The sequence below is a fragment of the Nonomuraea sp. NPDC050451 genome (assembly GCF_044458585.1).
Genome location: NZ_JBITHZ010000001.1, coordinates 186,332 through 208,780, shown reverse-complemented (window position 1 = coordinate 208,780; position 22,449 = coordinate 186,332). Strand labels below are relative to the sequence as shown.

Sequence of the window (22,449 nt, the reverse complement as noted above, 5' to 3'; positions counted from 1 at the left end):
GGCAGACGGCACCGCCACACGGGGGCAGGACTCTCCTGTCTTGAAAGAGTGGCGGGTAACCTCGCGCATTACGCGCATTTGCAAGATCTTTCGGCGCGCCTAAGCCGTTAACCGCAGAGCGGACCTTCCGCGAGATTATGCCGCCAACTTCCAAGCTTATGCTTGACGCTCGACATAAGCCGCCTTAGCATCCGGCAATATGAGGGATGCAGGCCGGAAATCGGCTGACGCCCCGCGCTAGGGCGTTGAGGCCGGTTTCACCGGCGGACTAGCCCTCACCCATCTCTGATCCCGGAGACCCCCCATGCGTCGAGTTCTTGCTGCCCTGATCACCCCATTCCTGCTGTTATTACTTTCGGGTACAGCCGTCGCCGCCACCGCCCAGCACGACGTCTTCCGCGCGCTGCTGTTCACCAAGGCCGTCGGCTACGTCCACAGCTCCATCCCCGCAGGCATCCAGATGATCAAAGATCTCGGAGCCGCCAACCACTTCGAGGTCGTCCAGACCGACGACTCCAGCGCCTTCAACGACGCCAACCTCGCCACGTTCGACGTGCTGATCATGCTGCAGAACTCCGGCATGGTCTGGGAGAACGACAGCCAGCGGCAGGCCGTACAGAAATACGTCCGTTCCGGCAAGGGCATCGTCGGCATCCACAACACCCTCGACATGGGCATCGAGAGCGAGTTCCCCTGGTGGGACGACCTGGTCAACGGTGGCGCGCACATGCCCGCGCACTCTCCGGGCGTGCTGCAGGGCACTGCCAAGGTGACCGACCGCGTCCACCCCTCCACCAAGGACCTGCCGTTGCGCTGGCAGCGCGCGGAGGAGTGGTACAACTTCTCGCCCAACCCGCGCGGCAACGTGCACGTCCTGGTCTCTGCCGACGAGACCACCTACGACCCCGGGCCCTCCAAGATGGGACCCGACCATCCCATCTCCTGGTGCCGCAAGGCCGAGGGCGGCAAGGTCTGGGCCACCGCCATGGGCCACGACACCGCCGCCTACGCCGAGTCCCTCTTCCGCCAGCATGTGCTCGGCGGCATCCAGTGGGCCGCGGGCGCCGCGGAGGGCGACTGCGGCGGCACGGTGACCAGCAGTTTCGAGAAGGTCACGCTGGACGACAACACCGCCGACCCGATGGAGCTGGACGTCGCTCCCGATGGGCGGGTCTTCTACGTGGAGCGCAAGGGCGAGATCAAGATCTTCAAGCCGGACACGCACACCACGGTCACCGCCGCCACGCTCAGCGTCTACACCGGCGGCGAGGACGGCCTGGTCGGCATGGAGCTCGACCCTGACTTCGCCCAGAACGGGTGGATCTACGTCTACTGGTCGCCGGAGAGCAGCAGCACCGACGTCAACCGGCTCTCCCGCTTCACGGTCAGCGGCGACAAGATCGACCTGGCCACGGAGAAGAAGATCCTCGAAGTGCCCGCGTACCGGCAGCGCACCTATCCGGAGCCCGGCCACACCGGCGGCGCGGTCGAGTTCGGGCCGGACGGGACGCTCTACCTGGGGACCGGTGACGACGTCCCGCCGAACCTGTCGCCCGACTGGCAGGGGTACGCACCCCTCGACTGGCGTCCCGGGCAGCAGATGCTCGACGCCGCCCGCACCGCGGGCAACACCAACGACCTGCGCGGCAAGATCCTGCGCATCAAACCGAAGGCGGACGGTACGTACGACATCCCGGCCGGGAACCTCTTCCCGCCTGGCACGGCCAAGACCAAGCCCGAGATCTATGCCATGGGATTCCGCAACCCCTTCCGCTTCACCGTGGACCAGAAGACCGGATACGTGCACGCGGCCGACTACGGTCCCGACCGCGGCGGGCCCACGACGGACCGCGGGCCGGAAGGGCTGGTCGAGTACAACATCATCAAGAAGGCCGGCAACTACGGCTGGCCGTTCTGCCACGGCGACAACCAGCCCTACGCCCCCTACAACCCCGAAACCAAGGTCATCGGCCCCAAGTTCAACTGCACCGCGCCCGTCAACGACTCGCCCAACAACACCGGGCTGACCGAGCTGCCGCCGATCCAGAAGCCAGTCATGTGGTACGGCTACGGCACCTCCCCGACCTTCCCCGAACTCGGGAGCGGCGGCGCCGCGCCGATGGCCGGACCGGTGTACCGGTACAACGCCGCCAACCCCTCCGCCACGAAGTTCCCCGCCTACTTCGACGGCAAGAACTTCTTCTACGAGTGGTCCCGGCACTTCGTGAAGACCATCCACCTGGACGACCAGGACAACGTGCTCAAGATCGACCCGTTCCTCGGCTCGTTCACCAAGCCCATGGACATGACGTTCGGTCCCAACGGGTCGATGTACCTGCTGGAGTGGGGTAGCCAGTTCGGCGGCGGCAACAGCGACTCCGGCCTCTACCGGATCGACTACTCCGGCGGCGACCGCGCCCCCATCGCCAAGGCGACCGCGTCGAAGACGGACGGACCCGCACCTCTGACGGTCGAGTTCGACAGCGCGGGCAGCTCCGATCCCGACGGCGACCCGGTCGGCATCGCCTGGGACTTCGACGGCAACGGCACCGTCGACTCCACCGCGGCCAAGGCGTCGCACACGTACCAGACCAAGGGACGCTTCACCGCCCAGCTACGTGTGAAGGACTCCACAGGCAAGGAAGGTTTCGCCAACGTCGAGATCACCGTGGGCAACTCCAAGCCGGTGGTGACCATCGAGACTCCCCTGAACGGCACGCTCATCGAATTCGGCCAGGACATTCCGTACAAGGTCAAGGTCACCGACCCTGACGGCGGCACCATCGACTGCTCGAAGGTCCTGGTCAACCCCGCGCTCGGCCACGACGACCACGAGCACGAGACGGTGGACAAGCCTGGCTGCGAAGGCACCATCACCACCAGTGACCTGGGCGGCCACCCCGCCGGCGCCAACCTCTACTACGCCATCAACGCCCACTACACCGACCAGGGCGAGAACCCGCTGACCGGATACGCCAAGGCCGTCCTGCAGCCCAAGCGCAAGCAGGCCGAGTACTTCACCACCATGTCCGGGGTCCGCGTCATCGACCAGGCGGGCGCCGAGAGCGGCAAGCGCATCGGCGACATCAGCGACAACGACTGGATCGCCTTCACCCCGATGGACCTCAACAACATCACCTCCGCCGCCTTCCGCATCTCCAGCCCGTCCGGCGGCGGCAACATCGAACTCCACGCCGACTCCCCCACCGGAACCCTGCTGGCCACCGCACCCGTCCACAACACCGGCGGATGGGACACCTACCAGATGACCGCCGCCGTCCCGGTGAAGTCGGACGTCCGCACCAAGTCCATCTACGCGGTCTTCAAGAACAGCCAGAACAACGGCTTCGACCTGGACGCCATCCAGTTCGCGGGCGAGACCCAGGGCGGTCCCGCAGCCGGTGTCTACACCATCACCGCACAACACAGCGGCAAGAACGTCACCCCCAAGGACGCCTCCGCCGCCGACGGCGCGCCGATCGTGCAGATGACCGCGGGCACGGGCACCGAGCAGAGATGGCAGGCCATCCCGGTGGCCGCGGGCGGCTACCAGTTCAAGAACGTCAAGAGCGGCAAGTGCCTGGACGTCCCCAACGGCTCCACCACGGGCGGCACCCAGCTGGTCCAGTGGTCCTGCCACCCGTCCGGCCATGCCCACCTCGTCCACCAGCGGTTCTTCCCCGTCACGAGCGACGGGACCTACAAGGTGACCGCCGCCGCGAGCGGCCTCTGCCTCGACGTCAGCGGCGTCTCGCAGGCCGACGGCGGCGCCGTCATCCAATGGAACTGCACCAACGCCGACAACCAGAAGTTCCGTCTCACCAAGGTGGGCTGATCTCGATGGCACCGACCGCCAGACCACCGGTCGCAGGCTGGCGTGTCTGGCGGTCGGACGCCGGTCGGTACTGGGCGACCCGTACGAAGCCGTTCAGCCACACCGCTGAGCACGCGGGCGCGGCGCGCACCGTCGACGGGGACACGCTGCCGCAGTTGTACCACTCCATCGCCAAGCAGGAGAGCACAGCAAATCTTGCAGGGAGGTAGGCCATGCGACTCGGAGCCGTGCTGAGCTCGCTGATCCTCTGCTCCACCCTCGCGCTCACCGGTGGGCCCGTCCGGGCGGAACCCGGTGACAACTACACGCCCGATGACGTGTTCACGTCGGCACGCACGCAGTGGTGGCGGGACGGGCACTTCGGGATGTTCATGCACTTCGGCCTCTACAGCGCCTACCAGGGCGAGTACCGGCGCCCCGACGGCACGCTCTGCCGCGACGCGGAATGGATCAGGCGCAACTGCGCCATCCCGTGGGCCGAGTACGAGGCGAAGGCCGCCACGTTCAACCCGTCGGGCTTCGACGCCAACGCCTTGATCAGCGCGGCGAAGACGGCGGGGCAGAAGTACGTCGTCATCACCACCAAGCACCACGACGGCTTCGCGATGTGGCCCACCAAGGAGAATGACTGGAACATCCACGACCGCACGCCGTTCAAGCGGGACATCCTCGCCGAACTCGCCACCGCCGCCCGTGCCCAGGGCGTGAAGCTCGGCTTCTACTACTCCATCTGGGACTGGCACGATCCCGACGCCCAACCGGGCTCCACCAACTACGCCGCCTACGTGGCACGGATGAAGGCGCAGCTCAAAGAGCTGCTGACGAACTACGGGGACATCGCCGTCCTGTGGTTCGACGGCGAGTGGGAGGACCCGTGGACCGCGCAGGAGGGCGCGCGTCTGGAGGAGTACGTCCGGACCCTCTCCCCCACGACCATCGTCAACAACCGAGTGGCCAAACGGGGCATCTCGGACGGCGACTACGGCACCCCGGAACAGGAGATTCCCGCGACCCCGACCGACGGCCAGCTGTGGGAGTCCTGCATGACCATCAACGACCACTGGGGGTACGCCGCGTACGACACCAACTACAAGTCCACCACCACTCTCACCCGCAATCTGGTGGACATCTCCGCGAGCAGCGGAAACTACCTCCTCAACGTCGGGCCCGACGACAAGGGAGTCATCCCTCAGCCACAGCTCGACAGACTCAAGGGGATGGGTGACTGGCTCCGCGCGAACGGACCGGCCGTCTACGGCGCCTCCTATACCGGCCTGGTCGCCAAACCCTCCTGGGGCGTGGTCAGCCGCAACGGCAACAAGCTCTACGCCTCCGTCTACACCTGGCCCACCTCCGGCGCAGCCCTGCATCTGACCGCCAAGTCCCCGTTCACGGTGACCGGCGCCCGCGTGCCGGCCACCGGCGCCGCGGTGTCGGTGACCGCCTCCGGGGACGGCTACGACCTGCGGCCGACCGGCGCGGCTCCGGATCCGATCGCCGCGGTGATCGAACTGGACATCACGCCGGCACCCGCCCATCCCGTCGGCACAGGCACCGGACTGACCGCACAGTTCTGGGCCAACAACACCTTCACCGGAACCCCTGCGGTCACCCGCGTCGACCCCACCGTCAACGCCGACTGGAAGTACGAAGGCTCCCCCGCACCAGCCATCCCCACCACGAACTTCTCCGCCCGCTGGACCGGGTCGATCGAACCCCGCTACAGCCAGCCTTATACCTTCGCCGCCCTGTCCGACGACACCATCCGCCTCTGGATCGGCGACCAGCTCGTGATCAGCAAGACGACGCCGCACGCCGCGAAGATCGACAAAGGCACCATCACTCTCACGGCCGGCAAGCGGTACCCCATCACCATGGAGGTCACCCAGAACGGCGGCGCGTCGGCCGCCAAGCTGTTCTGGTCCAGCCCCGACACACCCCAGCAGATCGTCCCCGCCACCCAGCTCTATCCCTCAGGGCCGCCGACCACCCTCAACGACGACGCCCCCGGCACGACCTACACCGGCGCCTGGCACACCAGCACCAACCGCAGCTACGCCGACGACTACAACAAGGACGTCCACTACACCACGACCAACGGTGACGCGTTCTCCTACACCTTCACCGGCACCGGCATCGACTTCCGATCCGAGAAGTACGTCGACCAAGGCTTGGTCGACTTCTACCTGGACGGCGTTCTCCAAGCCACCGTCGACACGACCAACCCCACCCGGCTGTCCCAGCAGCTCCTCTACTCCCGCCGCGGCCTGCCCCACGGCCGGCACACCCTCAAAGCCGTCAAACGCTCCGGCCAGTACATGCTCGTCGACCGCATTGACACCTACGTTGGAGATACGAGATGAAACCAACCCAGTTACGGCGCCTGGCCGTGATCGCGGCCGCGGCGACGTTACTCCCGCTGTCGAGTGCCGAGACCGCGGTGGCGGCACCCGGCGACCCGCCTCAGATCGTTCCCGTCCCGGCGTCGGTCAACGTCACCGCCGGGACGTCCTTCACCTTGTCGCAGAGCACGGCGATCGTCGGGTCGGGCTTTGTGGCCGAGTACCTGGCGGGCATCCTGCGGCGTTCCACCGGCTATCCGTTCCCGATCATGACGTCCGGTACCGGCATCAAACTCTCCCTGTCCGGGGCCGCGACCATGGCACAGGAGGCCTACCAGATCGAGGTCACCGCAAATGGGGTGACCATCACCGCACGCACCCAGGAAGGGCTGATGCGGGGCGTGCAGACGTTCCGGCAATTCCTTCCACCGAAGGTGGAAAGCCCCACCGTCCAGCCGGGCCCCTGGACGATCAACGGTGTCTCGATCACCGACCAGCCGCGGTTCGCCTGGCGAGGCGTCATGCTCGACGTGGCCCGCCACTTCTTCACCGTGGACGAGGTCAAGCGCTTCATCGACCAGGCCGCGCTGTACAAGGTGAACGTCCTGCACCTGCATCTCGCCGACGACCAGGGCTGGCGCATCCAGATCGACAGCTGGCCCCGGCTCGCCACCTACGGTGGCAGCACCGAGGTCGGCGGCGGACCCGGCGGCCACTACACCAAGCGGGACTACGCGGAGATCATCCGCTACGCGGCCGACCGGTTCATCACCGTCGTCCCCGAGATCGACATGCCCGGGCACACCAACGCGGCACTCGCCTCCTACGCCGAGCTCAACTGCGACGGCAAGGCGCCGCCGCTTCGCACCGACACCGCGGTCGGGTACAGCTCGCTCTGCATCTCGAAGGAGATCACGTACAGGTTCGTCGACGACGTCATCCGCGAACTCGCGGCGATGACGCCCGGCCCTTACCTCCACATCGGCGGGGACGAAGCGCACAGCACCGACGAGTCCGGCTACAAAGAGTTCGTCAAACGCGTCGGCGAGACCGTCGCGGCTCACGGCAAGAAGATGGTCGGCTGGCAGGAGATCGGCCAGGCCACCCTCCCCACCGACACCACCGGCCAGTACTGGGGCTCCGCGACCCACGCCAACAGCGTCGTGGCGCAGGGCGGAAAGCTGGTGTTCTCACCCCCCGGAAACGCCTACCTGGACATGAAGTACAACCCGAGCACCCCGCTCGGCCTGGACTGGGCCGGCTACGTCGACGTGCAGAAGGCCTACGGCTGGGACCCCGCCACCGTCATCAGCGGCGTCAGCGAATCCAGCATCCGTGGAGTCGAAGCCCCCCTGTGGACCGAGACCATCGCCGACATCGAAGACGCCGAATTCATGACCAATCCACGGCTGGCCGCCATCGCCGAGATCGGCTGGTCACCTGCCTCGACCCACAACTGGCTGAGCTTCAGCGCCCGCCTCGGCGCCCAGGGACCCCGCTGGGACCTCCGCAAGACCACCTACTACCGCTCCACCCAAGTCCCGTGGGGCACCGCTCCCGCTGGGCCGATCGTGGGAGCCGGATCGGCCAAATGCGTCGACGTCCCCGCCTTCAACAGCGAGGACGGCACCGACCTGATCCTCTACACCTGCAACGGCGGCGCCAACCAGTCATGGGCCTACAACCCAGCCAACGGAGAGATCCGCTCCCTCGGCAAATGCATGGACGTCGAAAACGCCAATCCGGCCGACGGAACAGCCGTGCAGCTGTACGCCTGCAACGGCACCGCCGCCCAGAAATGGACCTACGACTCCACCGCCCAGAAACTCACCGCCCTCGGCAAGTGCCTGGACGTCAACGCCGCGGGCACCACGAAATTCCCCAAACTGGTGATCAACACCTGCCACGGCACACCCAACCAGCAATGGGCCCTGCCATAGCCGAAGACCGGCCGCTCCACCAGCATCCGCATCAAGCCTCGACCCCTTCGTCGCCAGGTGACGCATGGAGCCGGCCGGGCCGTGATCGCTACCACGGCCCGGCCGGCTCACCCGCGAACACGGGTAGCTGGGAGACCTTCACGACCGGCCGCGTGCACACGCTGGCACAGGTCAAGATCCGGGACGGTATCTCTGGGTCCAGTTCTCCAGCACGGGTTCGAGCGGTGACAACATCGCCTACGCGTGGGACTTCGACGGCAACGGGACAACGGACTCGACCGAGGCCGACCCGACCTTCACCTACACCACGAAGGGGCTGTTCGAGGCCCGGCTGACGGTGAAAGACGTCCGAGGCGACACGGCGGCGGCCAGCACGAAGATCACCGCCGGGAACACTGCGCCTGCCAAAAATTACATCCATGCAGATCAAGCGGCATGTGAGTACTCGTGGAGGACCCCGCCGAGCCGGTCCCGCCGACGTATGTTCAGGTCGACGATTCGCTTCGGATCCGTGATCGGGTCCGGGACGGCGCGTAGTGGAGCCGCTTGACCCAGGGCTTGATGAGCACGGTGCCCGTTGTAGAACTGTTCGTACTCACGCAGGGCGTGCCGTAGGTGGCGTTCGTTCCACACCAGGCAGCGGTCGAGCAGCTCACGGCGGCACGACTGCACCCAACGCTCCATGACCGCGTTCATCCGCGGCACCCGGATCCCGGTGAGCACGGTCCGGATACCGGCCTCGGCCAGGATCTCGTCCAGGAGGCCGGGAAATTCCCGTCACGGTCCCGGATCAGGTAGCGGGCCCGGCAACCGACCTCTTCCAGATCCATCACGAGATTCTTCACCACCTGGACGACCCAGCTTGCGGTCGGATGGGCGGTGGTACCCAGCACGCGGACGCGCCTGCTGGCGTGCTCGATGACGGCCAGGATGTACTGGCGCTGCCCGCTGAGGGTGACGGTCTCGATGAAGTCGCAAGCCAGCAACGCATCAGCTTGGGAGCGCCGGAAGTCGGCCCACGAGGTGGAGGCCCGGTCGGGGGCCGGGTCAAGCCCTTCCTGCTGGATAATCTCCCAGACCGTGGAGGACGCGACCGCGATGCCGAGCGCGGCCAACTCACCATGCACCCGACGATATCCCCAGGACGGGTTCTCCCGGACCAGGCGCAGGATGAGCGTGCGAATGGAGCGGACCGTGGGCGGGCGCCCCGGCCGCTTCGGCCAACACGTGCTGGCATGACGCCGTGTCATCAGATCGCGGTGCCAGCGCAGGACGGTATCCGGCCGGACGAGAAGCCGCAGCCGGCGCAAGACCTCGCGGGGTAACGACGTCAGCAGGGCGGCGAGAAAGGCACGGTCCTCGGGAGCGAATCTCACCCTGGCGTCGGCACCGAGCTGCCGTTCGAGAACGGTGATCTGATGACGCAGGGCGAGGATCTCAACGTCCTTATCCCGATCGCTCACTGGCAGCAACCGCAGCGCGGCGAAGGCGTTCGTGACAGCGAGATAGGCCAGGCGAAAGAGCACGGACGATCATCATGCCGCACTCCGAACGGTTGAGGATCACGCGCATCCGACCGTTCTCAGCAAGGCCATGACCTGGCCGGATGACATTATCGGCAGGCGCAGACCTACCACGCCCGGCGAGCCGCCGGCCGCAACCAGACCCAGCTGGAACACCCCCAGCCGCCGCACCCGCCTGCCCCGTGAACAGCAGGCCATCCCTCTCCTCGCCACCTGTCCATCCTTTGGAGCCAGCCATGCCCGAGCCTGTTGCCCCCGCCATAGCCGCGCAAGCGGCCGCCCACCTCACCAACCTGCGGGAACTACTGCATGATCTCGGCCTGCACGCCCGCCTGCTCACCCCGGACGAACGGCTACCGTGTCTACGGGTGATCAACCCTCAAGCCCCCACCCTGTCGGAGATCATCTCCGCCGCACCGATGGACGACCAATGGCTGTTTTGGTGGTCATGGCCCGAACCCATCAACGACGTCACCGACCCCGCCACAGCCGCCAAACGCATCTGCCACGTCCTGGCCACCACACCGGCGGGCGCCGCATAACCACGGTCAGCGCGCCACAACTCCGCTCGCCCGGACCCCCGATGCCGCCCGCCCGGCGCCCAAGGAAGCCCGTCAGCTCAATCCGCCAGGGAGGCAGTACAGGGGAGTTAGCCCACATGAGCCCACAACCCACATTGAGTGGATCACGAACGGTGTTTCCGCTGCTGAGTTCACCTGTGAAACTGCGCGGATATTTCCATGCCAGCTCGCCGGGGCGGGGGTATCACTCCAGGTGTGGAAATGATCACAAACGTAGACGGAAGTCAAGAAAGATCATTCACCATTTCGGGGGAGAACACGATCATGTCCACAACACGGGGAAGATCCGCGCTGGCCGCGGGGGGCAAGACCAGCACGATGACGCATCGGCGCTGCTGCACGCGGCCGCTCATCATGGCGGGAAAAATCCCCCCATCGTGACGACGAGGTGCCGCTGCGGGACCTGCTCGGCGATCACGTCCTGTGCTGACCAGGAACGCCTGGCCGGACATCGACTCGACGATCTCGCTGCGCAGCGCCCGCAGAGCCCGCTCGCCCTGCGGTGTGCGCGGCGCGGCGGCGGAGTTCTGCAGGTAGACGGCGCCGAGGTTGCGCAGTCTGCGCCAGACCGCCGCCCGCAGCCGGGTCGGCTCGTTGGGCAGTCGCCGGCCGCGCGCCACGATGGAGCCCTCGTGCACGGCGATCGAGACGGCGAAGCCGTTCTCCTCGGTCACGGGGGCCTTGGTCGCAGCGCTGTCTGACATCGTTGCTGCGCGGTGGGTCCCGGCGCCCCCGGGCTCTGCCGGGGCCTGAATGCATCGGTCAGTCGCGTTGACGCAGTTCTTCGTTGATGCGCAGCGCCTCGGCGAGTTGGTCTTCCAGGATGATGATGCGGCAGGCCGCCTCCAGGGCAGTGCCGGCATCGACGAGTTCGCGGGCGCGGGCGGCCAGGCGGAGCTGGTAGCGGGAGAAGCGGCGGTGGCCGCCCTCCGAGCGCAACGGCTCGATCAGCTTGGCGGCGCCGAGACTGCGCAGGAACGCCGGAGTGACGCCCAGGATCTCAGCGGCCCGGCCCATGCTGTAGGCCGGGTAGTCCTCGTCATCAAGCCGTTGCTCGGGACTGCCTGAGGAGGCGGCCGGCTTGTCAGCCGCCGTGTCTTCTGTGCGGTGGTGCGGGTTTCGCCTGGAGGGCGACACCTGGTCTGTTTGATCCATTCAACCTTCCCGAATGCGAACAGGGGCCCCGGCGCCTGGATGCGCCGGGGCCCGAATGAGGTTTAACACCATCGACCGGCCATCCGGCCGGTTCACTTCTTCCGCAGATGCCCGCCTGCTGAGGCGGGGTGCGGGGATCGCGTAAGCGTGACCGTAGACCACCGTCCTTATCGTGGAGCTGCGGTACCCGTGCGGCGATGACATCCAGCCGGCAACGGGCGATCCTGATGGCGTTCAACACTCCTTTCCGGTTTCCTACGTCGACAGCCTGCGTCGACGTCCTACAACGGCAGCGCGTCCACCGCCCCGGCCCTCTTGCTCTGCACCGGCCGCGACAGTCCGACCTTCTGCCTCCTTGCCCTTCCTTCGTTTCCCTACTGCAGTCCACGTCCGTCCGGGCAGTTCGTCATGGTGCTCGTGCTGCGCTGCCCTCGTGGATCCGTCCCTTGCGATGTCAGAGACATTATCCCCAACAGGCGCGAATGTCTACCGTGATGACAACAGATTTTCTGGCCGCGATGGGAAAGAACCAGTTCTCGCCCCGACATGATCGACGCCAGAACGGGCAGAGGCCCAGGCAGTGAGGTGATCGCGATGGGCGAGCACAGCCAAGTACAGATCCACGAGCAGACCCCCGAGCAGGGGCGGTGTCCGAGGCGGGGGGATGAGCTGGCGATCGTGGTGGTGTGGCACTCCGCGGTCTGCCCGGTGATCGCTCTGCGGGGCGAGCTGGGCGCGGCGACCCTCGCCGATCTCGTACGTGAGGTGGTCCGTGTCCTGGCCGAGCGGCCCGCCGCGGTGGTGGTGGATCTGACCCAGCTGGCGTCCTGCGGCTTCGAAGGCATGGGCGCGCTGATCAGCGCGCACCGTAGGGCGCGACAGCTTGGCGGCGAGCTGGTGCTGGCCGGGCCGGTACCGATGTGGCCATCGAGGCCTCCGACATCACGCCCATCTCCGGCGCGCTGTCCGGGGTGGTAACCGCGGTACGGCTGTCGCGGGCCACCATGCGCAACATCCGGCAGAACCTGTTCCTGGCCTTCGTCTACAACGCGGTCGGCATTCTCATCGCGGCTGGCGTTCTGTACCCATTCCTAGGACTGCGGCTCTCCCCATCACCGCGGCCGCCGCGATGGCCGCCTCCTCGCTGTCGGTCGTCGGCAACGCCAACCGGCCGCGCCGCTTCACCCCGCCGGTCCTGCACCCCGCGCTGCGGATCCCAGCCGGTCCACCCGTCACCGTCGAGGGCCGGGAGTGAGCCGGAGCAGGCAGCGTCCCCCAGAAGTACTCCGCTCCGATTCTCTTCAGGAAATGTGCACCACATCCCTGAGGCCGCATCATCCCTCCCTTCCCCGCAGGGCCCCTCCCTATGAGGAGGCCAGGTGCGGAAGATCACGGAAGCAGGTCGGCCGAACGAACCACGGCCGACCTGTCTCCCCGGCCACGTCTACTTCCGGAAGGTCAACGTGCTCCTCCCGGACGTCACTGTGGCCGCCTTGCTGGTGGCAGGTGGATCACCGAGCCGCCAACTTTTCCAGACGTGTCGTTCGCCCTCGGCTTATGGTCTGTTACGGGCCGAGCAGTGTGGCGTCCCGGCGAGGCCGACGACGGCGCCTGCGCGGCGAGCAGTGCGGCGGTCGCTTCTGCTGCCGCGGCGGCGGCTTCGGGGTAGACGCTGGTGTAGGTGTCGCGGGTGAACGCCGACGAGGTGTGCCCGAGCGTTTCCTGCACAATCTTGATGTCCACCCCGACCGCGAGCATGGCGGTGGCCGCTCCGTGGCGCAGGTCATGCAGCCGGATCGGCGGCAGACCGGCTTCATAGCACAGCCAGTAGAAGCGGTCGGTCACATGCTGTGGGTGCAGCGGCCGGCCCAGCTCATCGGTGAACACGAATCCGGACTCGGCCCAGTCTCCGCCGACCGCCAGCCGTTCCCGGGCCTGACGTTTCCTGTGCTCTTTCAGGATGGCCATCGTCTCCGCATCCACCGCGATCTCACGGTCACCGGCATCGGTCTTCGGGGTGCCCTGGATCGGATCCCAGCCAAGCTGGGTGATCTGCCAATGCACACCGATCCGTGCCTTCTCGAAGATGACGTCCGGCCACCGCACCCCGACCCCCTCACCACGCCGCAGGCCGCGTACCGCGATCAGCCGATACAACGCGAACAGCCGATCCCCGGCGAGCGTAAGCGAGAAACGCCGACGTCTGTTCGGGGGTCCACACCATCACCGGCGATGGTCGCGGAGCGCCGACGTAGGAGGCAATCGGGTCGACCCGCTTCCCTTCGCGAGCTCGCTTGAGCCGGTCGGCGTGCTTGGCGTGGTCCTTGCGCCACTGGGTAACCTTCTCATCGGTCCAGATGACGGGCTTGGGGCGTACGGCGGGAGCCAGTTCAATGACGGCGGCCGGGTTGAAGTCCAGCAACCGGTCCGCGCGCGGTGAAGATATGATGCCGTCTCCGGAATCGCCGGACGCCAGCGAAGAGCTCGTGGATCGCATGCGACTCCCACCGCTCGGGTACCGACCGGGTAACGAGACTAGGCTCCGACATACTGGGATGTAGCCGCGAAGGGATCCGAACATCAGCAGCGACTCTGTCTCTCCGTGGGAAGACCGGTCAAGGCCGGCGCGCCGCCGCGTCACCGAAGCGGCCGTCCTGCGGGCCCATGCCCAGAGCCAGGCCGACGTCGCCCAGTGGACCTGCCCGCATGGTCAGCATGCCGGGCACGGCTGCGTCGCCTGCTATCACGCCTGTGCTGACGTCGATCCGGCACAGCCACTGTGGGAGGTCGCGGCGTGGTTCACCACCGAGCGGCCGATCCCCATCAGGGCGCTGCAGGACGTGCACCGCCACGACCGCGGCCTCACTCTCACTCAGCCGTCGACGCCTCTCGTCTACCTTCTGAGCGCACGTGTGAGAGCCGCCCTGGGCGTGGAGGCTGTGGCGGGAGTGGTGGGGTTCCTGGTGCAGAACCGGCACATCGTCGACGAGTTCACCGTGACGGAGATCCGCGCAGCCCACTCCTGAACGTCTCTATGCCAGGGGCAGCTGGCTGTTGCGGGTGAGCGCTGCGATCCCGGCCTTGGCGCCTCGGCGTTGATGAGGCGGTGCACCGCCTGGCTACCTGCGTGATGTTGGCGTTCGCTCTTTGTAGTCGTCTGCGAGAGGACCAGCATGCCCCCCACGACGCCACTCCCTGATCAGCATCGCCCTCACCGGTGCGGCCCCCTGGCCGGCATGACCCTGATGGCCGCCATCCCTGACCTGGCGGTCGCGGCCGCGTGTCCTGCCCGGCACGCGCTCCAGGCTGCGGCACAGCGCGCGGAAGGACCGCTGCTGGCCGACGCGGTCGCCATGCTGCCGGTGGCCGCCGAGCGGCGCGAGGGCTACCCGCGCGGACGTAGCGGCCGAGGCTGGCCAGGTGCTGGTGGCGGGACTTGGCCTGCAGTTTCGGTGCGGTGCAGCCGGCGGCGGCCAGGTGGGTCAGCGCGCTGTGGCGCAGGTGGTGCAGGGTGCAGCCTGCGGCCGTGCGAGTCGAACTCGGCGAAGGCGGTCTTGAACAGGAACTCGGCAGGGGTAGGACAGGCGGCTGCGGCCGATGGCGGGACAGATGTCGGCGGCTGCGCGTACGCGCGCAGGCCTGGGCGCCGGTCGGCCAAGAAGATCGGCCCGCTCGTGCGGCCGGCCAGCAGCCGGGGCAGCAGCTGGGCGGTGGCGGTGGCCCAGACGCCCGGAGACGACCAGACATCGCAACCCCCAAGGCGGCACACGGCCTGAAACGACCGGCTCCACGACCAGGACAAGCGTCCCCCGGTCACCGCATGCGACGACAGCCGGGGAAGGGAACTGAACCGGTCGGCCCGGGGACGGGCAGGAAGGAATGGCGACCAGCGCGACAGCACGAACGGCACCTGCGTCAGCCGGACGGCCTCGATCGCGTTGAACACCACCAACGGCGCGGCATCGGCCAGCGGCCGGCAGGCTCGAGTCCCGGCGACCTCAAGGCACCAGCGCGCGGCCTGCTCGCGCATCTCCTCCAGACTGGTGAAGGTCCGACCGCGCCAGAAGCTGTCGCGGATATAGGGCGGAGGCTTACCCCGATGTGTGGACACGGGTCCTCAGTGCCACTTGCCCACCATCGGCGCTGAGGCGCTGCCGGGCGTGCGGGAACGGAGATCGCCCCTCGTATGCCGGGGGCGGAGCCTGAGGAGCCTGCGTGGGCATCCGATCACGCCACCATCGGCAGACCGCGGTCCAGGCCAGTGATGTGCAGCAGCCGGGACATGAACGGTCGGGGCGCGGTCAGGGCCACGGTGATGCCCATCGGCCGGGCGCGGTGCTGGATGCCGACCAGGACGCCCAGGCCACCGGCGTCGCAGAACGTGACCCCGGACAGGTCGAGGATGAGCAGGCTTGTGCTGTAGTGCAGCGTGTCCATGAGTTGCCGGCGAAGCGCTGCGCTGGTGAAGATGTCGATGTCGCCGGACAGATGGACGGTGGTCGGCCTCGATGGGTCAGCCACGCCGAGCGGGGCGGTGTCGATGACGGTCATGGAATGCCTCCTCATTGGAGAAGCTGAAGCGGGCTGAGATGCCTGCCGGCCGGAAAGCCGGTCTGCCGCCAGAGCGGGCAGTGTTTGAACCGTTCGATCCGGCCGCAGGCGACCGGGTCACGCCGGCCCTGACGGCCGTGCGATGGAGGAGGGCGCCTCCTGGTCGGTGACCGACCCGCCCTCGTTCTCCCAGCAGGCCAAGCTGCCGGCGGCAATCGCGCACACAAGCGTGGCGGGCTCGGGCGGCAAGCGCGCGTGGATGAGGATGTCATCGGCAGTCAAGCCGGCGGTGTCGTGGGCGGTGAGCTTGAGCGTGGCCTCAGCGGGGCCGTCGGCCGTATCCGGCGGGATGACCAGCAGGGCGACCGGCTTCGCGGCGGCGAAGAACAGAACGACCACGTGAGGGTCGGCGTGGCGGAACCAGCCGATGCGGACCTGCCGCCCGCGTGCCGGGATCCGACTCGGGATGTCCTGCCACGCGTCCCGGGACACTCCGACCATCAGCGTGATCCGCCCCAGCCGCTGGTCGACGGCGGCGATGAGACCGGGCAACTCGGCGGCCGCGTCACGGGAGTAAGGCCACCAGGCCCCGTCCACCAGGGCTCGCCGGTCCAGCACCGGGTGGAGGCTGAGCCGTAGCGCGGAATCCACCCGAGGGATCGTCGATGAGACAGAGCTGAGCGGTGCCGGTTGAGAAAGAAGTGTCGGCGTCATGGTCGTCTGACCTGTCCGGGCCCCTTCGAAAGGGGCCGGTGGTGGTTCGCCGGGGGCGACGCCGACCTGGCTGCCAACGCTCGAAAAGACCTCGGTGTCTTCACTCTACCTCGTACTTCCGGAATTCGGTAATTCCGGAAGTAGACTGAGCGGGTGGCTTCCGGAAACACATCCTCAGAGATCCCGCAGCCGGCCGGAGTGGCTTCCGGAAACGCAAGCCGGACGCGGGCCGTGCCGCTCTCCGCCCCCCACGCCGCCATCCTGGCCGACTACACCGCCGCACTCGAGCACGCCCCACTGGCCGACTCCACCAGGACCAAGTACGCCTCCCGGCTGCGCGGTTACCTGGCCTGGCTGACCGACCAGGCCGACGCCGGCACCCTGGACGGCGACCCGCTCACCGACCCCATCGCCGCCACCGGCGCGGTACGCGACTTCCGCCGCCACCTCAAAACCGGCCGCCGCGCCCCCAACACCATCGACACCTACCTGTCGGCCATCGACGACTTCTACACCCGCCGCGGCCTCGGCAAACCCCAGGCCCACCGCGAACGCGACACCCGCCGCACCACCCCCCGCGCTCTGGACACCCGGCGCACCCTCCGCTACATCCGCCACGTCCAGCAAACCGCATCCCCGCGCGACAAGGCCATCGCCCTGCTGCCCTACTACGCCGGCCTGCGCATCTCCGAAGTCGTCGGCCTCGACCTGGCCGACCTGCGCCTCTCAGCCCGCAAGGGCGAACTGCGCATCCGTGGCAAAGGCCGCGACGGTGGCAAGATCCGCCTGCTGCCCGTCCATACGGACCTGCGCCAGGCCCTGACCGACTGGCTGACAACTCGCGCCGATTGGAAGGGGGCCGACACCCACGCCGCGCTGTTCCTCAACCACCGCGGCGCCCGGCTGAGCGACCGCGCTGCCCGCGACATCATCACCGGCTTCGGCGCCGCCGTCGGCCTCAATGACGACCCCGCCGAGCCCTTCAGCCCACACGTCCTGCGCCACACCTTCGCCACCCAGCTCATCCGCGACGGCAAGGACCCCATCCTGGTCGCCGAACTGCTGGGCCACGGCTCGTTGGACACCACCCGCCGCTACGCCCTGCCCACCGAAGCCGACAAGGCCGCCGCCTTGGACACCCTCGTCACCGACCCTTAGACAGCCCGCTCAGCGACGCTCTCCCTGGCGCTCCACCTGCACGAGACCTGCGCCTGCCGAAAACTCCATCCATGCATGTCAAGCCGGCTCTGCATCGCTTGCGAAGCGACTACAAGTCATCCTGGCGAGCAGACAACATCGCCCGGGCCGATGACTGCTCGGTGGCTGCTCGTACGCGTTCAATTTTGCTGTGGGCTGGGGCGTCGCCACGAAATCCTGACCCTACACAGCCGTGCTGAGATAGGGGGCAAATGGCGCATAACGGTGATCGCCAAGAACGCATGGTTGCTCGGTGGTTGCTCGCGTGTACGCGATACAACGCGGCATCCATCATCACTTCCCGACACGACGGCGGGGAGAATTTCGGCCACAGCGCTAGAAAACAGCACTCCGCGGCACTGAATGACACCGAGGGAACCTACTCATAATCCGTGGGTCGTGGGTTCAAGTCCCACCCGCCCTACCGACATCACCGCAGGTCGAAAGCCTGTTTTGGACGATGTCAGCGGGTCGCGAATGATCACCTCAAGATCATGTTCCCCGATGTTCCCGCAGCTCGCCATGCGGCAGTCGACGTTTGATCATCTCCGCGCGTGACCGCCACCCGCCATCCCCTCCGTCCGTCACCATGCCACCAGCACGTCAATGGGGGCACGGGTGGCGAGAATCATCGAACGCACGGCCACGAACGGCGCGAAGTCCTGGCTGGTCAAGTGGCGAATCGGCGGCGGCAGGAACAGCAAGGAAGACTTCGAGACCTGCTACGACCGCCAGGTGGCCGATGACTCGCCGCTCTGGTCACGCTCAGCGGCGAGAACCGACCCCACGGCTACCCCAAGGGCTGTCACGACATCGAAGATCCGAACTACGATCCCACATGCGACCCTGAGATGCCGAGCTTCGAGCAGTACGCCCGCCACAACTACGCCACCTGTCTTGGCGCCTCCCCCACCCAACGCGCCACCTACCTCGCCGAAGCCGAACGCCACGTCTTCCCCCCGCTTCGGTCACCTGCCGCTCGACCAGGTCACCCGCCGGGTGCTGAGGGAATGGGTGGAATGGATGCTCACCAAACCCTCCGCCGGCAACCAGCACCAACCCCGCCCACCCCTGTCCGACGAACAAGCCGCACGACGATGGGCACAAGCGAACGACATCGCCGTGAAGACGACTGGCTGCCTCTCCCCCGAGGTGCTCCGCCAGTGGCAAACAGCAGGCTCACCCCGGCCTGCACCGCCAGGCGCGGGAACACTGTCGGCTGCCACAGTGGCGAAGGTGTACCGGGGAGCGATCAAACCGTCTTCCAGGCAGCCCTCCATCAAGGCGAAGACGGCGAACCCCCGCTGCTCACCTCTTCCCCCTGCACCGGCTTCCGCCTGCCGACCACACCGGTAACTTCACGAGCCGTCCTCTACCTCACAGCCGTCCACGACATCGACCCCGACACCGCCCTGTTCATCATCACCGAAATGGCCACCGGCCTCCGCTGGGGCGAAATCGCCGGCCTCCACGTCACCCACCTCGACCCCGCAGGCCGCCAGATCCACATCGTCCAGACCTACGCCTACCTGCTCGACGAGAACACCGGCCGCCGCCGATGGCGACTCAAGCCCCACCCCAAAGGCAAGAAACAGCGGGTCGTCCCCATCAGCCCAGACCTCACAGCCCTGATAATCCGGCACGCAGAAGGAAGCCACGCCGACCAGCCGCTATTCCAGAGCCGCACCGGCAGCTCATCGACCACCACAACCAGCGCAACCGCATCCTCCAACCGGCCCTCACGCTCGCCCACGAACGTGGCCTGGCCAAACACATCACCCCATACGCTCTTCGCCGACACCATGATCACCATGCTCCGCGACGGCGGCGTCGCCCCCGGCGTCATGCAACTCATCGCCGCCACGCCTCCTGCGCAACGACCGCCACCTACGCCAACCAGCACACCCCCGCCCAACGCACCCTGAGCGGTCCAGATCAACGACCCTCGGATGAAAGTCCGTAAGGTTACGGCTGGATCGGCGTCCACTCAGTACCGGGCGGCGGGCGCAGACGAGTGCGCTTGCTCAGTGGCCGCTTCATGACAGGCTCGAATCCATGATTCGCCAGTCGACGCGTTACTCGGCTACCCAGAAGCTCCAATTGTCCGGCGCCTTGGGCCAGGACTGATTCGGTAGCCATCCGAGCGAGGTTCCCAGCCCTCGGGAGCCGGTGGCCAGCCTGGTGGTACGACGAATCTGATCCGGGTTGGTTTCGGCGGAATGGGCGAATGAAATCCTACGATGGGCGCGCCTGCCGACGATGAGCCGCCGAGTGACGGCGTACACCGTAGACAAGATCACGAAACATGATCCCAGCCGACCCGGGCTGGTCGCTCGGCGCCTTCACCCCCTCCCGCTCAACCGGACGAGGCCTCTGCGCTGAGAGTGATTCGAGTTCTTGAGCCCCACGGGGTCGGTCAGGACCTCGCCGCCTTCCTCCGCGCCGGTGAGCAGGGGATGGGGCTCCGTCACGGTAGAGTTCTGGCGGACTTTCATTAAGGTGGACGGCATGTGTGAGTAAGGCCAATGAGCTGATCGGCGCGGCGATGGAGGCGCTCGCCCGCGAGGATCAGGCGTCCTTCGACTCCGCCGCCGCCTTCCTGGCCGACCGGGACGACGCCGATCGCGTGCTGGTGGAGGTCGCGACCCGTGCGATCTCGGGGTTGTGGCGGAACGGCTGGCAGCCCGCCGACGTGGTCAGGATCGCGGCCAGGCGGCTGACCGACTGGCACGGGCGGGCGGCGACCGACCTCATCGCCTGGGAGATGCGGGCCTATGAGCCGGCCACGGTGGATGAGCGCTGGCGCGACCAACTCGCCGGCTTGGAGGCCGCGGTGTGGTGGAAGGGCGGCTACCTGGCGGCGCGGCAGGCGCGCGACGGGGCCGGCCGTCTGGTGACCGTCTCCGGTGTGCTGGAACTGCTGGAGTTGCTGACCGGGCTGCCCCGGCTGGAGTCGTTGAGCCCGCCGCCCGGGGCTGCTCGCAGTACGGTCCAGGCACGCTCGCACGCGGTCAGCGAGAAGACGCTCGCGCGGGTGCGGGCGCTGCTTGCCAAGGCGGAGTCGACGGCGTACGAGGCGGAGGCGGAGACGTTCATGTCGGCGGCGCAGAGCCTGATGGCGAAGTACAGCATCGACGCGGCGATGCTGGACGCGCAACCAGGCGGGGGTGAGGCCCCGGCGGGCATCCGGGTCGGCATCGACGCGCCGTACGAGCAGCCCAAGGCCGTGCTGCTCGTTCTCATCGCCGAGGCCAACAGGTGCCGGGTGATCTGGTCGAAGGAGCTGGGGTTCGCCACCGTGCTGGGGTTCTCGGCGGACCTGTCCTGGGTGGAGATGCTGTTCACCTCGCTGCTGGTGCAGGCGCAGACCGCGCTGGTGAACTCGGGCACCAGGAAGCACGGCACCGGCCGATCGAGGAACAAGACATTCCGCCAGTCGTTCCTGTCGGCGTTCGCTTCCAGGATCGGGGAGCGGCTCGCCGAGGCCACGGCGGCCGCGGTCTCGCAGGAGAGCGCCAGCCGGGGCACCGACCTGGTGCCGGTGCTGGCGGCCCGCGAGCAGGAGGTGGAGCAGGCGGTCGAGCGCATGTTCCCGAACCTGGTCTCGCATGCGGTCCGCACGTCCTGGGACCGGGAGGGCTGGGCGGCGGGCCGTACCGCCGCCGATCAGGCCAGCCTCAGGGCGCGAGATCGATAGCGCTCCGGGTGCGAATATCCATCCACACAGGCATGGAAGTGATGCGCTCTCTTGTGCTCCCGTCGCACGCACCGGTCGAAGGCTCGACGCTCGGGCTATGGGCAAGGCTGGGTGAACGATCCCGGCTCGGTCTCGGCGAGACCGCACTCTGAGACGGCCCCTCCGAACGCGCCATTGGTGAAGCGTCGATGTTCGGAGCGTGCGTTATTCCGTCGCTTCTCGACGGTTCGGTGGATGCCTTGTCTTCCGGTGGCCGGACGGTAGAACCGATGCTCGGTTGCGTGCTGGTGAGCGTCACTCAGGGCGGTGCGGTTTGTCCGGTCAGGCAGTGCTGCACGAGCGGTCCGAACCGGCTGACCAGTTCGTCGACGGACGATGACGCGATCGGTTCGATCCGTACGATGTAGCGCGCCACGGTGAGGCCCAAGAGTTGGACGTTGACCATGGCGGCCCGGAATGCGGCGTCCGGCGTGCCGAGCAGTGTCGCCACTCGGCTGGTGATTTCCCGGTCGATGTATTCGCGAATCAGTGTTTCGGACTGGTCGTTGGTTCGGGCCGACCGGGTGAGCATCGCGAGCGGGGTGCGGCCTGATGCGTCGATGTTCTCCACGAGTGTCCGGATGATGCGCTCACCGATGCCGTCGAGGCCGTCGGCGAAGATCGATTCGATGGCCGGCGGGATCTGGGCGGACATCTCGACAGCGGCGGCGAACAGGCCCTGTTTGCTGCCGAAGAAGTAGAACACCATCGCTGAATCGACCCCCGCGTCGGCGGCGACTGCGCGCACCGTGGTGCCGCCGTAGCCGTGCTCGCGGAACAGTGCACGTGCCGCGTCCAAGATCCGCTGCTTGCTCTCCGCGCCCGTTCGCCAGCGCCCGGGGCGAGCGGGGGAACTGTGTTCTGTCATGACCGGA

At 67.3% G+C, this 22,449-nt stretch carries 17 protein-coding genes and 2 pseudogenes; 10 read left to right on the top strand and 9 right to left on the bottom strand.

Annotation, left to right across the window (positions count from 1 at the left end):
• Positions 1 to 304 precede the first annotated feature (304 nt).
• The 4 genes and pseudogenes from ACIBI9_RS00830 to ACIBI9_RS00815 all read left to right on the top strand — a co-directional run.
• Entirely contained in the window at positions 305 to 3,835 is a 3,531-nt protein-coding gene (locus tag ACIBI9_RS00830) for a ThuA domain-containing protein (protein WP_397219831.1), read from the top strand.
• 212 nt (positions 3,836 to 4,047) lie between these two features.
• Positions 4,048 to 6,198 (top strand): alpha-L-fucosidase, encoded by a 2,151-nt coding sequence (locus ACIBI9_RS00825; protein WP_397219830.1) that lies wholly within the window; start codon positions 4,048 to 4,050, stop codon positions 6,196 to 6,198.
• Complete coding sequence (locus ACIBI9_RS00820) at positions 6,195 to 8,117, top strand: family 20 glycosylhydrolase (RefSeq protein WP_397219829.1); 1,923 nt, start codon at positions 6,195 to 6,197, stop codon at positions 8,115 to 8,117. The genes ACIBI9_RS00825 and ACIBI9_RS00820 overlap by 4 nt, the downstream gene beginning before the upstream one ends.
• 127 nt (positions 8,118 to 8,244) lie before the next feature.
• A pseudogene (locus tag ACIBI9_RS00815) lies at positions 8,245 to 8,481 on the top strand (PKD domain-containing protein); the annotation flags it as partial.
• A 62-nt stretch (positions 8,482 to 8,543) separates the two neighbouring features.
• On the opposite strand, the gene ACIBI9_RS00810 reads toward ACIBI9_RS00815, so the two are convergent.
• Complete coding sequence (locus ACIBI9_RS00810; RefSeq protein WP_397219828.1) at positions 8,544 to 8,813, bottom strand: integrase core domain-containing protein; 270 nt, start codon at positions 8,811 to 8,813, stop codon at positions 8,544 to 8,546.
• On the bottom strand, positions 8,810 to 9,643 hold the full coding sequence (locus ACIBI9_RS00805; RefSeq protein WP_397219827.1) for a hypothetical protein: 834 nt from the start codon (positions 9,641 to 9,643) through the stop codon (positions 8,810 to 8,812). Before ACIBI9_RS00805 ends, ACIBI9_RS00810 begins: the two co-directional genes overlap by 4 nt.
• A 233-nt stretch (positions 9,644 to 9,876) precedes the next feature.
• On the opposite strand from ACIBI9_RS00805, the gene ACIBI9_RS00800 reads away from it, so the two are divergent.
• Positions 9,877 to 10,182 (top strand): hypothetical protein, encoded by a 306-nt coding sequence (locus ACIBI9_RS00800; protein ID WP_397219826.1) that lies wholly within the window; start codon positions 9,877 to 9,879, stop codon positions 10,180 to 10,182.
• A 263-nt stretch (positions 10,183 to 10,445) separates the two neighbouring features.
• Here the strand turns inward: ACIBI9_RS00800 and ACIBI9_RS00795 are convergent, their stop codons facing one another.
• Both ACIBI9_RS00795 and ACIBI9_RS00790 read right to left on the bottom strand, forming a co-directional pair.
• Positions 10,446 to 10,925 carry a Chromate resistance protein ChrB gene (locus tag ACIBI9_RS00795; protein ID WP_397219825.1) on the bottom strand — a complete coding sequence of 160 codons (480 nt, stop codon included), beginning with the start codon at positions 10,923 to 10,925 and terminating at the stop codon, positions 10,446 to 10,448.
• 58 nt (positions 10,926 to 10,983) lie between these two features.
• Entirely contained in the window at positions 10,984 to 11,376 is a 393-nt protein-coding gene (locus ACIBI9_RS00790) for a MerR family transcriptional regulator (RefSeq protein ID WP_397219824.1), read from the bottom strand.
• A gap of 546 nt (positions 11,377 to 11,922) precedes the next feature.
• Here ACIBI9_RS00790 and ACIBI9_RS00785 point away from each other — a divergent pair.
• On the top strand, positions 11,923 to 12,354 hold the full coding sequence (locus ACIBI9_RS00785) for an STAS domain-containing protein (protein WP_397219823.1): 432 nt from the start codon (positions 11,923 to 11,925) through the stop codon (positions 12,352 to 12,354).
• Positions 12,288 to 12,631, top strand: a pseudogene (locus ACIBI9_RS00780) (ATPase P); the annotation flags it as partial. The gene ACIBI9_RS00785 and the pseudogene ACIBI9_RS00780, both read left to right, overlap by 67 nt.
• A gap of 224 nt (positions 12,632 to 12,855) precedes the next feature.
• Here ACIBI9_RS00780 and ACIBI9_RS00775 read toward each other — a convergent pair.
• From ACIBI9_RS00775 to ACIBI9_RS00760, 4 genes are all read right to left on the bottom strand, one after another.
• On the bottom strand, positions 12,856 to 13,533 hold the full coding sequence (locus tag ACIBI9_RS00775) for a site-specific integrase (protein WP_397219822.1): 678 nt from the start codon (positions 13,531 to 13,533) through the stop codon (positions 12,856 to 12,858).
• Positions 13,493 to 13,873: a hypothetical protein gene (locus tag ACIBI9_RS00770; RefSeq protein ID WP_397219821.1), complete on the bottom strand. Its 381-nt coding sequence runs from the start codon at positions 13,871 to 13,873 to the stop codon at positions 13,493 to 13,495. Before ACIBI9_RS00770 ends, ACIBI9_RS00775 begins: the two co-directional genes overlap by 41 nt.
• Positions 13,874 to 15,603: 1,730 nt before the next feature.
• Positions 15,604 to 15,927, bottom strand: coding sequence for an STAS domain-containing protein (locus ACIBI9_RS00765; RefSeq protein WP_397219820.1), 324 nt, complete (start codon positions 15,925 to 15,927; stop codon positions 15,604 to 15,606).
• Between the two features lie 117 nt (positions 15,928 to 16,044).
• A complete protein-coding gene (locus tag ACIBI9_RS00760) occupies positions 16,045 to 16,578 on the bottom strand; it encodes a DUF5994 family protein (RefSeq protein WP_397219819.1) in 534 nt (177 codons plus the stop codon).
• A 294-nt stretch (positions 16,579 to 16,872) separates the two neighbouring features.
• Between ACIBI9_RS00760 and ACIBI9_RS00755 the strand changes: the two genes are divergently transcribed.
• The 3 genes from ACIBI9_RS00755 to ACIBI9_RS00745 all read left to right on the top strand — a co-directional run bounded on the left by ACIBI9_RS00755 (position 16,873) and on the right by ACIBI9_RS00745 (position 21,535).
• Entirely contained in the window at positions 16,873 to 17,799 is a 927-nt protein-coding gene (locus ACIBI9_RS00755) for a tyrosine-type recombinase/integrase (RefSeq protein ID WP_397219818.1), read from the top strand.
• 1,202 nt (positions 17,800 to 19,001) lie between these two features.
• Positions 19,002 to 19,763, top strand: coding sequence for a hypothetical protein (locus ACIBI9_RS00750; protein ID WP_397219817.1), 762 nt, complete (start codon positions 19,002 to 19,004; stop codon positions 19,761 to 19,763).
• A gap of 587 nt (positions 19,764 to 20,350) precedes the next feature.
• Positions 20,351 to 21,535 carry a DUF2786 domain-containing protein gene (locus ACIBI9_RS00745; RefSeq protein WP_397219816.1) on the top strand — a complete coding sequence of 395 codons (1,185 nt, stop codon included), beginning with the start codon at positions 20,351 to 20,353 and terminating at the stop codon, positions 21,533 to 21,535.
• Between the two features lie 298 nt (positions 21,536 to 21,833).
• Here the strand turns inward: ACIBI9_RS00745 and ACIBI9_RS00740 are convergent, their stop codons facing one another.
• A complete protein-coding gene (locus ACIBI9_RS00740) occupies positions 21,834 to 22,373 on the bottom strand; it encodes a TetR family transcriptional regulator (protein ID WP_397219815.1) in 540 nt (179 codons plus the stop codon).
• Positions 22,374 to 22,449 lie beyond the last annotated feature (76 nt).

Bases quoted from the DNA above. Each gene is read 5' to 3' on its own strand.
- ACIBI9_RS00830 (WP_397219831.1), top strand. From the start codon at position 305: ATGCGTCGAGTTCTTGCTGCCCTGATCACCCCATTCCTGCTGTTATTA.
- ACIBI9_RS00825 (WP_397219830.1), top strand. From the start codon at position 4,048: ATGCGACTCGGAGCCGTGCTGAGCTCGCTGATCCTCTGCTCCACCCTC.
- ACIBI9_RS00820 (WP_397219829.1), top strand. From the start codon at position 6,195: ATGAAACCAACCCAGTTACGGCGCCTGGCCGTGATCGCGGCCGCGGCG.
- ACIBI9_RS00810 (WP_397219828.1), bottom strand. From the start codon at position 8,813: ATGAACGCGGTCATGGAGCGTTGGGTGCAGTCGTGCCGCCGTGAGCTG.
- ACIBI9_RS00800 (WP_397219826.1), top strand. From the start codon at position 9,877: ATGCCCGAGCCTGTTGCCCCCGCCATAGCCGCGCAAGCGGCCGCCCAC.
- ACIBI9_RS00795 (WP_397219825.1), bottom strand. From the start codon at position 10,925: ATGTCAGACAGCGCTGCGACCAAGGCCCCCGTGACCGAGGAGAACGGC.
- ACIBI9_RS00790 (WP_397219824.1), bottom strand. From the start codon at position 11,376: ATGGATCAAACAGACCAGGTGTCGCCCTCCAGGCGAAACCCGCACCAC.
- ACIBI9_RS00785 (WP_397219823.1), top strand. From the start codon at position 11,923: ATGATCGACGCCAGAACGGGCAGAGGCCCAGGCAGTGAGGTGATCGCG.
- ACIBI9_RS00770 (WP_397219821.1), bottom strand. From the start codon at position 13,873: ATGCGATCCACGAGCTCTTCGCTGGCGTCCGGCGATTCCGGAGACGGC.
- ACIBI9_RS00765 (WP_397219820.1), bottom strand. From the start codon at position 15,927: ATGACCGTCATCGACACCGCCCCGCTCGGCGTGGCTGACCCATCGAGG.